Annotated in this window: 14 protein-coding genes and 1 rRNA gene; 2 read left to right on the top strand and 13 right to left on the bottom strand. The window is 72.6% G+C overall.

The window, feature by feature from the left end; all coding sequences use genetic code 11:
• Positions 1 to 8 precede the first annotated feature (8 nt).
• The 6 genes from ACZ3TS_RS30405 to ACZ3TS_RS30380 all read right to left on the bottom strand — a co-directional run bounded on the left by ACZ3TS_RS30405 (position 9) and on the right by ACZ3TS_RS30380 (position 6,191).
• Positions 9 to 1,151 (bottom strand): glycosyltransferase family 4 protein, encoded by a 1,143-nt coding sequence (locus ACZ3TS_RS30405; protein ID WP_467624203.1) that lies wholly within the window; start codon positions 1,149 to 1,151, stop codon positions 9 to 11.
• Positions 1,152 to 1,333: 182 nt separating this feature from the next.
• Positions 1,334 to 2,194: a hypothetical protein gene (locus tag ACZ3TS_RS30400; RefSeq protein ID WP_467624202.1), complete on the bottom strand. Its 861-nt coding sequence runs from the start codon at positions 2,192 to 2,194 to the stop codon at positions 1,334 to 1,336.
• Between the two features lie 25 nt (positions 2,195 to 2,219).
• Positions 2,220 to 3,938, bottom strand: a complete 1,719-nt coding sequence (gene recN, locus ACZ3TS_RS30395; RefSeq protein WP_467624278.1) for a DNA repair protein RecN — start codon at positions 3,936 to 3,938, stop codon at positions 2,220 to 2,222.
• A gap of 153 nt (positions 3,939 to 4,091) precedes the next feature.
• Positions 4,092 to 4,997 (bottom strand): NAD kinase, encoded by a 906-nt coding sequence (locus ACZ3TS_RS30390; protein ID WP_467624201.1) that lies wholly within the window; start codon positions 4,995 to 4,997, stop codon positions 4,092 to 4,094.
• The gene (locus ACZ3TS_RS30385; protein ID WP_467624199.1) at positions 4,994 to 5,809 is read right to left on the bottom strand and encodes a TlyA family RNA methyltransferase; all 816 of its coding nucleotides are present in this window, start codon (positions 5,807 to 5,809) and stop codon (positions 4,994 to 4,996) included. The genes ACZ3TS_RS30390 and ACZ3TS_RS30385 overlap by 4 nt, the downstream gene beginning before the upstream one ends.
• 7 nt (positions 5,810 to 5,816) lie before the next feature.
• Positions 5,817 to 6,191: a hypothetical protein gene (locus ACZ3TS_RS30380; RefSeq protein ID WP_467624197.1), complete on the bottom strand. Its 375-nt coding sequence runs from the start codon at positions 6,189 to 6,191 to the stop codon at positions 5,817 to 5,819.
• A 42-nt stretch (positions 6,192 to 6,233) separates the two neighbouring features.
• Here ACZ3TS_RS30380 and ACZ3TS_RS30375 point away from each other — a divergent pair, with 42 nt between their 5' ends.
• Positions 6,234 to 6,581 carry an alkyl sulfatase C-terminal domain-containing protein gene (locus tag ACZ3TS_RS30375; RefSeq protein WP_467624196.1) on the top strand — a complete coding sequence of 116 codons (348 nt, stop codon included), beginning with the start codon at positions 6,234 to 6,236 and terminating at the stop codon, positions 6,579 to 6,581.
• Positions 6,582 to 6,614: 33 nt separating this feature from the next.
• On the opposite strand, the gene ACZ3TS_RS30370 is transcribed toward ACZ3TS_RS30375, so the two are convergent.
• The 4 genes from ACZ3TS_RS30370 to ACZ3TS_RS30355 are packed head-to-tail and all read right to left on the bottom strand — an operon-like array spanning position 6,615 to position 10,630.
• Complete coding sequence (locus tag ACZ3TS_RS30370; protein WP_467624194.1) at positions 6,615 to 7,475, bottom strand: ABC transporter ATP-binding protein; 861 nt, start codon at positions 7,473 to 7,475, stop codon at positions 6,615 to 6,617.
• Positions 7,472 to 8,509, bottom strand: coding sequence for a FecCD family ABC transporter permease (locus ACZ3TS_RS30365; RefSeq protein ID WP_467624192.1), 1,038 nt, complete (start codon positions 8,507 to 8,509; stop codon positions 7,472 to 7,474). Before ACZ3TS_RS30365 ends, ACZ3TS_RS30370 begins: the two co-directional genes overlap by 4 nt.
• Positions 8,506 to 9,549 carry a FecCD family ABC transporter permease gene (locus ACZ3TS_RS30360; RefSeq protein ID WP_467624190.1) on the bottom strand — a complete coding sequence of 348 codons (1,044 nt, stop codon included), beginning with the start codon at positions 9,547 to 9,549 and terminating at the stop codon, positions 8,506 to 8,508. Before ACZ3TS_RS30360 ends, ACZ3TS_RS30365 begins: the two co-directional genes overlap by 4 nt.
• Before the next feature lie 52 nt (positions 9,550 to 9,601).
• Positions 9,602 to 10,630 (bottom strand): HAD hydrolase-like protein, encoded by a 1,029-nt coding sequence (locus ACZ3TS_RS30355; protein ID WP_467624188.1) that lies wholly within the window; start codon positions 10,628 to 10,630, stop codon positions 9,602 to 9,604.
• A 71-nt stretch (positions 10,631 to 10,701) separates the two neighbouring features.
• Between ACZ3TS_RS30355 and ACZ3TS_RS30350 the strand changes: the two genes are divergently transcribed.
• Positions 10,702 to 12,003 (top strand): DUF1015 domain-containing protein, encoded by a 1,302-nt coding sequence (locus tag ACZ3TS_RS30350; protein WP_467624186.1) that lies wholly within the window; start codon positions 10,702 to 10,704, stop codon positions 12,001 to 12,003.
• 68 nt (positions 12,004 to 12,071) lie between these two features.
• Here ACZ3TS_RS30350 and ACZ3TS_RS30345 read toward each other — a convergent pair whose 3' ends face one another.
• The 3 genes from ACZ3TS_RS30345 to rrf all read right to left on the bottom strand — a co-directional run.
• On the bottom strand, positions 12,072 to 12,842 hold the full coding sequence (locus tag ACZ3TS_RS30345) for a tetratricopeptide repeat protein (protein WP_467624276.1): 771 nt from the start codon (positions 12,840 to 12,842) through the stop codon (positions 12,072 to 12,074).
• The gene (locus ACZ3TS_RS30340; protein WP_467624291.1) at positions 12,734 to 13,924 is read right to left on the bottom strand and encodes a hypothetical protein; all 1,191 of its coding nucleotides are present in this window, start codon (positions 13,922 to 13,924) and stop codon (positions 12,734 to 12,736) included. Before ACZ3TS_RS30340 ends, ACZ3TS_RS30345 begins: the two co-directional genes overlap by 109 nt.
• A gap of 220 nt (positions 13,925 to 14,144) precedes the next feature.
• Positions 14,145 to 14,236 (bottom strand): 5S ribosomal RNA (gene rrf, locus ACZ3TS_RS30335); the annotation flags it as partial.

The raw sequence follows: 14,236 nt of genomic DNA, 5'->3' as shown, positions 1-14,236 counted from the left end.
CGTGCGCCCTAGGCGAAGGGCAGAACCTGTGTCAGCTCGTCGTAGACACTGAGCACTTGAGCGACCGTCTCGTCCTCGGTGGGCCAGGTGGCGGCCTGCCGGGCGCCCTTCTCCTTGAGCAGCTCACGGCGCGCGGGATCAGCGAGAAGCCGTACGACGGCGGCGGCGAGCGCCTCCGCGTCTCCGTACGGCACGAGGTCGGCCGCGTCGCCGACGAGTTCGCGGATGCCGCCGACGTCGGTGGCGACCAGGGGAACGCGGGCGTGCAGGGCCTCCTGGGCCAGGACGGACCGGGACTCCCAACTGCTGGGCAGAAGTGCCAGATCGGCCGCGGCGAGCAGTTCTCCGACGTCCTCACGCCGCCCGACCAGCCGCACCGGCAGCCCTTCGTCCTCGATCCGCCGCTGGAGCACGGTCCGCAGCGGTCCCTCCCCCGCGACGACGACCAGGGGCACCGGGTCGAGGCGGCGCCAGACGCGTGAGGCGTCGAGCAGCACGTCGTACCCGCGGTGCCGCTCCAGGGCGCCGACGGCCATGAGCAAGGGGCGGCCCGTGGCGCCGAGTTCGGCGCGGATCTTGGGGTGCAGCCGGTCGGGGTCGTCGTGCTCGACGGGTTTGCGGGGTGCGGGCAGGGCGACGGCGGCGAGCCGGGCGTCGCGGGCGCCACGGCGGCGGGCCCGGTCGACGAGGTCGGACGAGGTGCCGAGGACGACGGACGCGGCTCTGGCCACGCGCCGTTCGAGCAGGCGCAGCAGATGGGCGCGGGCGCCTTCGGCGTACGCCCGGGTGTGCCAGGTGACGACGAGCGGGGTGCGGATGCGGCGACCGCTGAGCGCGAGCGCGGCGCGCAGGCCCGCGTTCAGCCCGTGCGCGTGCACCAGGTCCGCCTCGGCGCAGGCGATGCGGAGCGCGGCCAGGGCGGCGGGGTCCGTACTCCGGGGCACGGGGACGTGCCGGCCACCGACGCCGGTGAAGTCGTAGGTGCGTTCGGCCTCAACAGGAGCGCACACGGTCACGCCCACGCCGCGGGCGACCAGACCCGAGGTCAGCATGTGCACGTGCGCGCTGCTGCCCGCGCTGCCTCCGCCCAGCACCTGCACGGTGCGCAGCGGCGACCGGCCGTGCGGTGAGTGGCTGCTCGCAAGGCTCACGTGGCCGGGGCTCCTGGTTCGGCATCGGACGGTCACGAAGAAACGTACAGAAGGATCGCGCGGTGGGGGTGGACCGCGCGAGGTGCTCCGCGGATGACTCAAGGATGCCAGGGCGCGGGCGTGTTGCGGCACCGACCGCTGCGTGCGACGACGGCGGACCCGGTGGCCGGGCGCGGACGCTGTCACTCACATGGGTGAGCAGGGCGGCGGGTTCGGGTGGCGTGCGGGAGGGTTGACCGGCGGTTACCCGACCCCCAGGACTTCGCGGCCTCGGTCACCTTCTCCCCGTACGCCGCCGCGGCCACCAACGCCACCGCGTGGGCCAGGAGTCCCACCCGGCCTCCCCCGTTCCCGGCTCCGCCCGAACGGGAGGACCCCCATCCGGCGACGACGGCGGTGCCGAGCGCGGCGCCGAGGGCGTGCGCCCCCGCGTCACCGATCATCGCGCGCTCCCCGAGGTCGTCGGGAAGGACGGCGGCCGCGGCCCCCGTCGCGGCGGCGGACAGCTCCCCTGCGGGCCCCTGCCGGAGCAAGCCCGGAGCCCCCAGGGCGAGTACGGCCCCGGCGGCACATCCCGGCCGTACGTCCACGAGGTTGACGAAGTGCGCGAACCCGGCGATGACGACACCGGCGAGCACCTTGTCGAGCGGCCGCTCCTTGAGCACTGTCCCCGCGGCGAGGGCGGCGGTGGAGATCCCGAACAGCTTCACCGCACCGCTGGTGACCTCACCGTCCCGGAGGGCGGACAGATGCGCACGGAACCCACGCCGGGGGTCACCGGCTCCGGCGACGTCGTCGTAGGCCCCACAGGCGCCGGCGGCGAGCACCGCGAGTCCGGCGGCCGGATGAACGCGCCCGGCCCCGAGCACGGCCGCCACGGCCGACGCGGGTCCCGCGTACAACTCGACGGTCCGTCCGGCGTAGTTCTTCCGCTCCCAGCGGCCTCGCCCGCCCGGCACCGTGGCGCGCAGGGCGGCGGTGCCGGCACGGGTGACGAATGCGGCGAGCCCGAACGAGACGCTCCTGCGCATGCGGGTGATCATCCCGCCACCCTACGAGTCCCGCCCGCTACGCATCGGATCGGGCCGTCGCAAGCAACTCCTCCGCGTGCGCCCGCGCCGTCTGCGAGTCCTCCTGGCCGGCCAGCATCCGGGACAGTTCGCGAATGCGGTCCTCGCCCTCCAGAACCTTCACGCCGGAGCGGGTCACCGACCCGTCGTTCGTCTTCTCCACCAGCAGCTGCCGGTCGGCGAACGCGGCCACCTGCGGCAGGTGGGTGACGACCACGACCTGCGCGGTCTTCGCGAGCCGGGCGAGGCGCCGCCCGATCTCCACCGCAGCCTTGCCTCCGACGCCCGCGTCGACCTCGTCGAAGAGGTACGTCGGCACGGGATCCGTCCCCGCGAAGACGACCTCCACCGCGAGCATCACGCGTGAGAGCTCACCACCGGACGCACCCTTGGCGATGGGCCGCGGCGGCGCACCCGGGTGGGGGGCGAGCAGCAGCTCGACCTCGTCGACGCCCGACGGCCCGTACGCGACCGTACGCCCGCCGACCTCGACGCCGTCGGGGTCGTCCGTCTGCCGGATCTCGAACGACACGCGCGCGTGCGGCATGGCGAGCGAGGCCAGCTCGGCGGTCACGGCGGCGGCGAACCGCTCGGCGGCCTCCGTACGCGCGTCCGTCAACGCCTGTGCGAGCCCGCCCAGTTCGGTGCGAAGAGCGTCCCGCTCGGCGGTCAGTTCCTCGATCCGCTCGTCGTCGCCGTCGAGTTCGGTCAGCCGTGCGGCACTCTGTTCGGCCCACGCGAGGACGGTGTTGATGTCCTCGCCGTATTTGCGTGTCAGCGCGCCCAGCGCGGCCCGCCGTTCCTCGACCGCGGCCAGCCGCAACGGGTCGGCGTCCAGGTCGTCGGCGTATCCGGCCAGCTCACCGGCCACATCGCCGAGCAGGATCCCGATCTCCCCGATCCGGTCGGCGAGCCCCGCCAGCGCCGGATCGTGCGACCGCACGGCTTCCAGGGCCCGGTGCCCGCCCGCGACCAGGGTGGCCGCGTCGACGCCCTCGGGATCCTCCGGATTGCCCGCCAGCGCCGCGTGCGCGGCGGTCGCCGCCGACGCGAGCGCCTCCGCGTGTCCGAGCCGCTCCGCCTCCTCGGCCAGCTCCGCGTCCTCGCCGGCCCGTGGCTCCACGGCCGCGATCTCGTCGAGCCCGAAGCGCAGCATGTCGGCTTCCTGGGCCCGCTCACGGGCACGGGTGGTGATCTCCTCCAGCTCGGCGGAGACGGACCGCAGCCGCCGGTGGGCCCCCGCGTACTTGGCGAGGGGCACCGCAACCGCGTCGCCGGCGTACCGGTCCAGCGCCTGCCGCTGCCGGGACAGCTTGAGCAGGCCCTGCTGGTCGGTCTGCCCGTGCACGGCGACCAGTTCGTCGGCCAGCTCCGCGAGCACGCCGACGGGCACGGAACGCCCGCCCAGGTGCGCCCGTGAGCGTCCCTCGGCGGAAACGGTACGGCTGATCAGGAGCGCCCCGTCGTCGAGCTCCGCCCCGGCCTCTTCTGCGCGTACGGCGGCGGAGGCGCCCTCGGGCATGGTGATCCGCCCCTCCACGACCGCGTTCTTCGCCCCGATCCGTACGAGCGCCGGGTCGGCGCGCCCACCGAGCAGCAGGCCGAGGCTGGTGACGACCATGGTCTTGCCCGCACCCGTCTCACCGGTCACGGCGGTGAAGCCGGGCGACAGCTCGACGACCGCGTCGTCGATGACTCCGAGCGACCGTATCCGCATCTCCTCCAACACGGAGAAGACCTTACGAGGTCGGGCGGGGGATGTGCGAGCGGCCCTTGTCACCCTGGCGGGGTAACCGCGCCCCTGGAAGGGGCGCGGGGAACGGCGCGAGCACCACAGACAACCCGCACCCGACGAACGACCCACAGGCGGTCAGTGAGGCCGACCTCGCCACCCCGACACCGGAAGCGCGAACTTGGCCACCAACCGGTCCGTGAAGGAGGCGTGGTGCAGCCGAGCCAGCCGCACGGGCACGGCCCCCCGCCGCACCTCCACCCGCGCGCCCTGCGGCAGCTCCACCATCCGCCGTCCGTCGCACCACAGCACCCCGTGCGGCGTGTCCGGCTGCACCTCCACGGCGAGCACGGAGTCGGGCGAGGTCACCAGTGGCTTGGCGAACAGCGCGTGCGCACTGATCGGCACCAGGAGCAGCGCCTCCACCTCCGGCCACACCACGGGCCCACCAGCGGAGAAGGCATACGCGGTCGAGCCGGTGGGGGTGGCGCACACGATGCCGTCGCAGCCGAACCCGGTCACCGGCCGCCCGTCGATCTCCAGGACGACCTCCAGAAGCTTCTCGGCGGAGACCTTCTGTACGGCCGCCTCGTTCAGCGCCCAGTCGGTGTGGACGATGTCGCCGTTCTTGAGCACGACGACGTCGACGGTCATGCGCTCCTCGACCTCGTACGCCTTCATCACCACCCGGTCGACGACCCGGTCGAGGTCGTCGCGTTCGGCCTCGGCGAGGAAGCCGACCCGGCCGAGGTTCACGCCGAGCATCGGCACCCCCGAGGCGCGGGCGAACTCCGCGCCGCGCAGCAGGGTGCCGTCACCGCCGAGCACGATGAGCAGCTCGCACCCGTCGAGGCACTGGGGAGTGGCCTCCTTGACGAGCTCCACCTCTTCCGGCAGGGGCAGGTCTTCCGCCTCCGCCTGAAGGACGCGTACCCCGATCCCGCAGCGCAGCAGCCCCTTGACCACCAGCTCGGCACTGCGGATGGCCGCGGGCCGCCCGGTGTGGGCAAGCAGGAAAACAGTACGAGCTCGGTTCTGTGTCAACGCGGCCCCTCCGCCACTGCACGGTCAACGTCGGCCGGGTCCAGTGCGGGTGCTCCGGCTCGCAGCCACAGAAAGTACTCGACATTGCCCGACGGTCCGGGCAGCGGGCTGGCCGTCACGCCCTTCACGCCGAGGCCCAGTTCCGCGGCCCGTTCGGCCACTGAGCGCACCGCCTCCGCGCGCAGCTCGGGGCTGCGGACGACACCGCCGCTGCCCAGCCGTTCCTTCCCCACCTCGAACTGCGGCTTGACCATCATCACCAGATCGGCGTCGGGCTTCGCGCACCGCACCAGGGCGGGCAGCACCAGTCCGAGCGGGATGAAGGACAGATCCCCCACGACAAGCTCCACAGGCTCCCCATCGATCGCTTCGAGCGTCAATTCGCGTACGTTCGTACGGTCCTTGACGGTGACGCGTTCATCGCTCCGCAGAGACCAGGCCAGTTGTCCGTACCCGACGTCGACGGCGACGACATGTGCGGCCCCCGCGCGCAGCAGGACATCGGTGAAGCCGCCGGTGGAGGCACCGGCGTCCAGCGCCCGCCGGCCCTCCACCTCCAGGCCCTGCGGCACGAACGCCTCGAGGGCGCCCGCGAGCTTGTGGCCGCCCCGCGACACGTAGTCGGGGTCGCTGTCGTCCCGCGCGACGACGATGGCCGCCGCGGTCTCCACCTGTGTGGCGGGCTTGGTGGCGACGGCCTTGCCGACGGTGACCCGGCCCGCGGCGATCAGCTGGCCGGCGTGCTCGCGCGAGCGCGCCAGCTTCCGGCGGACCAGCTCCGCGTCCAGACGACGGCGTGCGACTCCTGCCACGTTCCGTTCAGCTCCTGTTCTCGTACCGACTGGAAGGTGTGGCCCGAAGGGCCTCGTTGAAGGTGGGGTGACGGGTGGGCGGGGGCGCCTGAGGTCCAGGTCGGGCGTCGAGCGCGGTGAGCGCGTCACGCAGCCCCCGGTGCACATCCTCGTACACCTCCACGTGGCCGTCCGTGGCGAGGTGGTCGGCGTCGGCCAGCCGCTCCAGCTGGGCGTCGACGTCGGCGTCGCCGGTGAGGGTCCTGGGCACGTCCAGCGGGGCGGGCGCGGCCGGGTCGTCCTGCGGCACGTCCTCCGGCTCGTACACGGAGCCGTCCGGAACGTCCGGGTCCGGTACCGCCGCTTCCGCAGGGACCTCGGCCCCGGGCACAGAGTCGCTCATGCCCCGACGCTACCCCGAAGCGCTGAGGTACCGTCGCTCACGATGGCGACGATTGAGGAGTGCCGCAGCGCACTGGACAAGCTCTCGGACAACATGGCGGGCGCCGAAGGCGACGTCCGCGCGGCCGCGGCCCTGGACCGCTCGCTCAGCTGCCGTATCACCGACCTGGACATCACCTTCGTCGGGCGCCTCAGGGACGGCCGGATCGAGGTGCTCGACACGGTGCAGGGGCCTCCGCCCGACAAGGCCCAGATCAGACTGACGATGACCGGCGACGACCTGGTGGCGATGGTCGACGGTGAGCTGAACTTCGCGAAGGCCTGGGGCTCGGGCCGGGTGAAGGTTGAGGCGGCCCTGCTCGACCTGTTTCGCCTCAGGAAGCTCCTGTAGACCTCGGGAGGGCTCGGGCGCGACCCTCCCGGGTCAGGGGGCATCCTCGGCCACGACACGGGCGCGCGCCTTGCGTGCCGCCGGCACCACCAGCGGCGTTCCCGTCTCCGGGTCGTCGATGATCCGGCAGCGCAGCCCGAAGACCTCCTCGACCAGCTCGGCCGTGACGATGTCGTTCGGAGCGCCCTCGGCGATCACCTTTCCGCTGCGCAGGGCGATGAGGTGGGTCGCGTACCGGGCGGCGTGGTTGAGGTCGTGCAGCACCGCGACCAGTGTGCGCCCCTGCTCCTCGTGCAGCTGGGCGCACAGGTCGAGCACATCGATCTGGTGCTGGATGTCGAGATACGTGGTCGGCTCGTCGAGCAGCAGCAGCGGGGTCTGCTGGGCGAGCGCCATGGCGATCCACACGCGCTGCCGCTGGCCGCCGGAGAGTTCGTCGACATAGCGGTCGGCGAGTTCGGCGACGCCGGTCTGTGACATCGACTCCTGTACGACCCGCTCGTCCTCGGCCGACCACTGGCGCAGGATCCCCTGGTGCGGATAGCGGCCGCGGCCCACGAGGTCCCCGACGGTGATCCCGTCGGGAGCGATCGAGGACTGCGGCAGCAGGCCCAGGGTCCGCGCCAGCTTCTTCGCGGGCATCGACTGGATGACCTGCCCGTCGATCAGCACCCGCCCCTGGGACGGCTTGAGCATCCGGGACAGGGCGCGCAGCAGCGTGGACTTGCCGCAGGCGTTCGGGCCGACGATCACGGTGAAGGAGTTGTCGGGGATCTCCACGGACAGCTGCTCGGCGATGACACGCTGGTCGTATGCGAGGGTGACGTTGTCTGCGGAGAGGCGATTCACGGTGCTCCTTCTGTCGTTCTTGTCCGGTCCGCTCGTGGCACTCATATGCGTCCCGCCCGGCGCTCCGTGACCAGCAGCCACAGCAGGTAGACACCGCCGAGGACCCCGGTGACCACGCCCACGGGCAACTGGTCCGCTCCGAAGACCCGCTGTGAGGCAAAGTCGGCGACGATCAGCAGCGTGGCGCCCATGACCATGGAGGGCAGCAGGTTCGGTCCGGGTGAGCGGGTCAGCCTGCGGGCGAGCTGAGGCGCGGTCAGCGCCACGAAACCGACAGGACCCGCGGCGGCGGTTGCACCGGCGGTGAGCAGCACCGCGGACACCATCAGCACCAGTCGTACGCGCTCGACGCGCACCCCGAGGGCGTACGAGACGTCGTCGCCCATCTCCGTCATCCGCAGGCCCCGCGCCTGGCCGAGGACGAGCGGTACGAGGACGGCGCACAGCACGAGCAGCGGCCACACCTGGTCCCAGCCGCGGCCGTTGAGGGAGCCGGTCATCCACACGACCGCGCGGGCCGCGTCGACGATGTCGGCCTTGGTGAGCAGATAGCCGTTGACCGCCGTGACGACCGCGGAGACGCCGATGCCGACCAGGACCAGCCGGTACCCGTGCACGCCCTGCTTCCAGGCGAGCAAGTAGATGGCGAGCCCGGTCGCCAGACCGCCGACGAGCGCGCCCACGGCGACCTGTGTGGCGCTCCCCGAGAACAGGACGATCACCACGAGCGCCCCGGCCGTCGAACCCTGCCCGAGGCCGAGCACGTCCGGACTGCCCAGCGGATTGCGGGAGATGGATTGGAACAGCGCACCGCCGAGCCCGAGCGAGGCGCCCACCAGCAGACCGACGAGAACGCGCGGCAGGCGCAGCTCGGTGACGATGAACTCCTGCCCCGGGTTGCCGTTGCCCAGCAACGTCCTGAGGACGTCCCCGGCCGGGATCGGGAAGTCGCCGGTGCCGATCAGCACGACGCTCGCGGCGAGCGCGGTGACCAGGAGCAGGACGACGACGGTGACCGCCCGGACGTCCAGGCGCACAGAGAGCCCGCCGGGGGTGCGAAGGGTGCGAGTGGTCTTCACAGCTGCGCCGTCCTCCGCCGTCGTACGAGGAAGATGAAGACCGGGCCGCCGAGGACCGCGGTCACGATGCCGACCTGGAGCTCGGCGGGCCGGGCGACGATGCGGCCGATGACGTCGGCGCCGAGCAGCAGCACGGGCGCCAGGACGGTCGCGTACGGAAGGATCCAGCGCAGGTCGGGGCCGGTGAAGGACCGCACGACGTGCGGGACCATCAGCCCGACGAACACGATCGGTCCGCAGGCGGCGGTCGCAGCCCCGCACAGCACGGTGGCCGCGGCCATGGACAGGGCGCGGGTGCGGTTGAGGTTCGCGCCGAGCGCGCGGGCGGTGTCGTCGCCCATCGCCACGGCGTTCAGCGGACGGGCGAGGACCAGGGCGAGGACCGTGCCGGCCACGAGGAACGGCAGGACCTGGGTGATGGTCGCGTCGGTGGCCGACGCGAGCGAACCGACGGTCCAGAAGCGCATCTTGCCGAGCGCGGCATCGTCCATGATCATCACGGCCTGGAGATATCCGTAGAGCGCGGCGCTGATCGCGGTGCCGGCGAGCGCGAGCCGCACCGGGGTGGCGCCCCGGCTGCCGCCGAGGAACCACACCAGGGCCCCGACGGCTGCCGCGCCGAGGAAGGCGAACCACACATAGCCGCTCAGGCTCGTGACGCCGAAGTACGTGATGGCGGTGACGACCGCGGCGGACGCGCCCGCGTTGATGCCGAGCAGTCCCGGGTCGGCCAGCGGATTGCGCGTGAGCGCCTGGAGCACGGCGCCGGAAAGCCCGAGCGCGGCACCGGCGAGCAGCCCGAGGACCGTACGCGAGAGCCGGTCACCGACCACGACGTCGGCGTACGTCCCCGAGTCGTGGAACAGGCCGTGCCAGACCTGGGACGCCGCCAGGCCCTTCGCCCCGATCGCGATGCTCGCCAGCGCGACGAGCGCCAGGATCACGACGGAGACAAGGAGCCCGAAGGCCCGTATCGCCCGGCGGGGCGGGGGCGCGGGGGCGGTCTCCGCGCGCGGTTCGGGAGGACTGTCGACCAACACCCGGTTAGGTTAGCCTACCCTCGCTAAACTGTGTGAAGACCGCCGTCCCGACTCACAGCCCCAGCCGCGCCAGCGCCTTCCCGCCGTCCAGCTCGCACGAACCCTCGCCGGACGCCGTCCAGGCCGCCGCACACAGCGCCCGCAACCCGTCCGGCGTCTCCCCCTCGCCCACCAGCTCCAGCCGCTCCTGACCCGCCGTCGCCGTCCAGCCGCCGCAGCGGAAGCCGTCGCCCGCCACGACGACCTCCGGCTGCCCGGTCAGCAGCCCCCGCAGGTCCGCATCGACGTACGTCGGCCGGTGCTGCGGCGGCGCGGCGAGCAACCGGGCGCCGTCCGTCACACCCGTAAGGACGAGCAACGAGTCGACCCCGCCGTTGAACGCGCCCTCGATGTCCGTGTCCAGCCGGTCCCCGACCACCAGCGGCCGCTCCGCGCCGGTACGCAGGATCGTCTCCCGGTGCATCGGCGGCAGCGGCTTGCCCGCCACCTGCGGCTCGGCACCCGTCGCGATCCGGACGACCTCGACGGCCGCTCCGTTGCCCGGCGCGATCCCGCGCGCGCTCGGGATCGTCAGATCCGTGTTCGACGCGAACCACGGCACCCCGCGGGCGACCGCGTAACAGGCCTCCGCGAACCGGCCCCACTGCAGCTCCGGGCCGCCGTACCCCTGCACCACGGCCGACGGATCGTCGTCGGCCGACTCGACGGGAACGAGTCCCCGCTCCCGCAGTGCGACGCGCAGCCCCTCGCCGCCGACGACCAGCACACGCGACCCGGCGGGCACCTGCTCACTGATGAGCCGGGCGACCGCCTGCGCCGACGTGATGACGTCCGAGGCCCCCGTCGGTATCCCCAGTTCCGTGAGGTGCGCGGCCACCGCGTCCGGCGTGCGCAGCGCGTTGTTCGTGACGTACGCCAGATGCATTCCCCCCGAACGGGCGGTACCGAGCGACTCCACGGCATACGCGATCGCGTTCCCGCCCGCGTACACCACCCCGTCCAGGTCGAGCAGCGCCGTGTCATACGCCTTGCTCAGGGGTCGCGCACTGCCCTCGGGCCGCGTCCTGACGGTCTGGCTCATTACGCATCGCTCCTCGTTCGTTCGCTTTCCCCGATCATCCCGCATGGCTCCGGCACACTTACGATGCAACAATGAACACTGCAGGTCCCGGGGACGTACCGGCGCACATGGGCCTTGAGCTGACCCCCTTCCGGGGCCTGCGCTACGACCCCGACCGCGTCGGGAGCCTCGCTGCGGTCACCTCGCCGCCGTACGACGTCGTCGTACGCCCGGACGGGCTGCTCCACCTCGAATCGTCGGATCCGCACAACATCGTCCGGCTGATCCTCCCCCAGGCGTCCACACCGGCGGCACGCAACAAGCAGGCGGCACAGACACTGCGCCGCTGGCTCGCCGAGGGCATTCTGACGACCGACGCCGAACCGGGCCTGTACGTATACGAACAGCGTGGCGGCGGTCTGCTGCAGCGCGGCCTCATCGGCGCCCTGCGCGTGTCGCAGCCGTCGGACGGTGTGGTTCTCCCCCACGAGGACGTCATGCCGCATGTGATCGCCGACCGTGCGGCCCTGATGCGCGCGACCTCCGCCAATCTCGAACCCCTGCTGCTCACTTACCGCGGCAACGACTCCGCGGCCGGCGCGACGGCCGTCATCGAACGCACCGTCGAACGCCTACCGCTGTTGTGCACCACCACCGAGGACGGTTTCAGCCACCGCCTCTGGACGGTCACGGATCCGGCCGACCTCACCGAGATCCAGACGGACCTGGCCCGGCACCAGGCTCTGATCGCCGACGGCCACCACCGCTGGGCCACATATCTTCGTCTGCGCGCGGAGCACGTCTCTCCCAGCCCCTGGGACTACGGCCTGGTCCTCCTGGTGGACACCGCCCGCTATCCGCTCCGGGTGCGCGCGATCCACCGCCTCCTGCACCGCCTCCCGGTCGCCGACGCACTGGCCGCCCTCACGGGCCTGTTCCGCGTGCGCGACCTGCACGTCCCGCCGGCCGAGGCCCTGGAGACGCTGGCCGAGGCGGCCTGCGCCGGCAACGCGTTCCTGCTGGCGGGCGACGGCGCCTTCCATCTGGTCGACCGGCCGTCCCCCGACCTCCTTGCGCGCACGGTCCCGGCGGACCGTCCGCAGGCCTGGCGGACCCTGGACGCGACGGTCCTGCACGCCGCGCTCCTCGAACACGTCTGGCACATCCCCGAGGACTCGCCCGAGCACATCGCGTACATCCACGACACTGCCGCCACTGTCGAGAAGGCCGAGCGCGACGGCGGCACGGCCGTACTGATGCATCCGGTCCGCGAGGAGGTCGTACGGGAGCTGGCCCGGCAGGGTGTGACGATGCCGCGCAAGTCGACGTCGTTCGGTCCCAAGCCGGCGTCGGGGCTGGTACTGCGAGCACTGGCGCCACCTGAGGCGCTCTGAAAGACGCTCCGACACGCGGCGGGGCGGGATCCCTCGAGGAATCCCGCCCCGTCAGTCAGGCACGCGAGTCAGCTCTCGTCGTCGGAGCCACCGTCCTTGCCGTCCTCGGCGACCACTTCCGACGAGGACGTGTCGTTCTCGCCCTCGTCGCCCGCCCCTTCGTCGAGCACGTCGACGAACTCCACTCCGTCCAGCTCGGCAAGCCGGTCGGAGGCGTCCGTGCTGCCATCCCTGTCGGCCTCCACGGCCTTGGCGAACCACTCCCGCGCCTCGCTCTGTCGCCCGGCCGCGAGGAGCGCGTCGGCGTACGCGTAGCGCAGGCGCGCGGTCCACGGCTGTACGGCGTTGGAGGCCAGCTCCGGGCTCTGCAGCGTGACGATCGCGGCGTCCAGCTGCCCCATGTCCCGGCGCGCACCCGCCGCGACGAGCCGCATCTCGACCTGACCCGCCTTGTCGAGCTTGTGCACCTCAGGCGCACCCGCCATGTCCAGCGCCTTCTCGGGCCTGCCGAGACCACGCTCGCAGTCGGCCATCACGGGCCACAGGTCGATGTTCCCTGTCATGCGCCGGGCGGCCCGGAACTCGGCGAGCGCCTCGCCGTACCTCTGGTTGGCATACGCGGCGAAGCCGGCAGCCTCGCGCACCGCGGCGACACGGGACGCGAGGCGCAGCGCCACCTTGGAGTACCCGTAGGCGCCCTCCGGGTCCTCGTCGATGAGCCTGGCGACCATCACCAGGTTCTTGGCGACGTCCTCGGCGAGAGTCTTCGGCAGGCTCTGCAGCTCCTGCCGTACGTCCTTGTCGATCTCCTCGCCGGTGACATCCTCGGGAATCGGCAGCCGCTTGATGGGCTCGCGGTCGCGGTCCCGCTCCTCACGGAACCGGCCGCCACCGCGCCGGTCGTCGCCACGCCGGTCGTCGCCACGCCGGTCATCGCGTCCACGGAAGCCGCCCGGGCGGCCGCCGCGGTCGTCACGACGGGGGCCACGCGCGCCGCGGTCGTCACGGCCTCGGAAGCCGCCGCGGTCGTCACGGCGATCCTCACGGCGGTCGTCGCGACGGACGTAGCCACCGCGGTCGCCCCTGTCGCCGTCACGGCGGTCGTCGCGACGATCCTCACGGCGGGCGTAGCCACCCCGGTCGCCCCGGTCGCCGTCACGGCGATCCTCACGGCGGGCGTAGCCACCCCGGTCGCCCCGGTCGCCGTCACGGCGGTCGTCACGGCGATCCTCACGGCGGGCGTAGCCACCCCGGTCGCCCCGGTCGCCCCGGTCGCCGTCACGGCGGTCGTCACGGCGATCCTCACGGCGGGCGTATCCGCCACGGTCGCCGTAACCGCCGCGGTCGTCGCGCCTGTCGTCACGCCGGAAGCCGCCGCGGTCGTCGCCACGGCGGTCGTCACGCCGACCGTACCCACCACGCTGGTCATCGCGCCGGAAACCGCGGTCGCGGTCGTCACGACGCTCGCCACGGGCTTCCTCGCGGCGGCCGTAACCGCCCCGGTCATCGTCCCGGCGGCCGTAGCCACCGCGGTCGTCATCACGGCGGCCGTAGCCACCGCGGTCATCGTCGCGCCGGTGGGCGGGGCGGTCACTCTCGCGCCGGAAGCCGCGGTCGCGGTCGTCCTGGCGCGGGCCGCCAGAACGGTCGTCACGGCGGAAGGGCGGACGTCCGCCGCGGTCGCGGTCGTCCCGGCGGAAGCCGCCACGATCGCCGCGGTCGCCGTCGCGCCGGTCCTCGCGCCGATCGTCGCGACGCTCATCACGGCGGTCGTCGCGGCGGTCGTCGCGGCGGTCGTCGTGGCGGAAACCACGGTCGTCGCCACGTCGGTCGTCGCGGCGACCGTACCCGCCACGGTTTTCGTCACGGCGGCCGTGGCCACCGCGGTCGTCGTCGCGCCGGCCGTGGCCACCGCGCTCATCACCGCGGCGCGTCCCTCCGCGGTAGCCGCCCCGGTCACCACTGTCCCGGCGGCGTTGGTCGCGCTCAGGACGCTCGTCGGGAGAGTTGGTGGACATGGTGACTCCTGTCTTCGGTACTGCAAGTCATTCTCGCGCAGCGGGGTACCCGACGCGCTTCGGAAAAACGAAAAGGACCCCTGGCCCCAGCGAGTCGCTGGGACCAGGGGTCCTCCAAAGATTGTTCGGCGGTGTCCTACTCTCCCACAGGGTCCCCCCTGCAGTACCATCGGCGCTGTAAGGCTTAGCTTCCGGGTTCGGAATGTAACCGGGCG

Source organism: Streptomyces sp. NPDC022910, assembly GCF_055561075.1.
The sequence above is the reverse complement of the archived record's forward strand: the minus strand, read 5'-3'. Positions and strand labels throughout refer to the sequence as shown.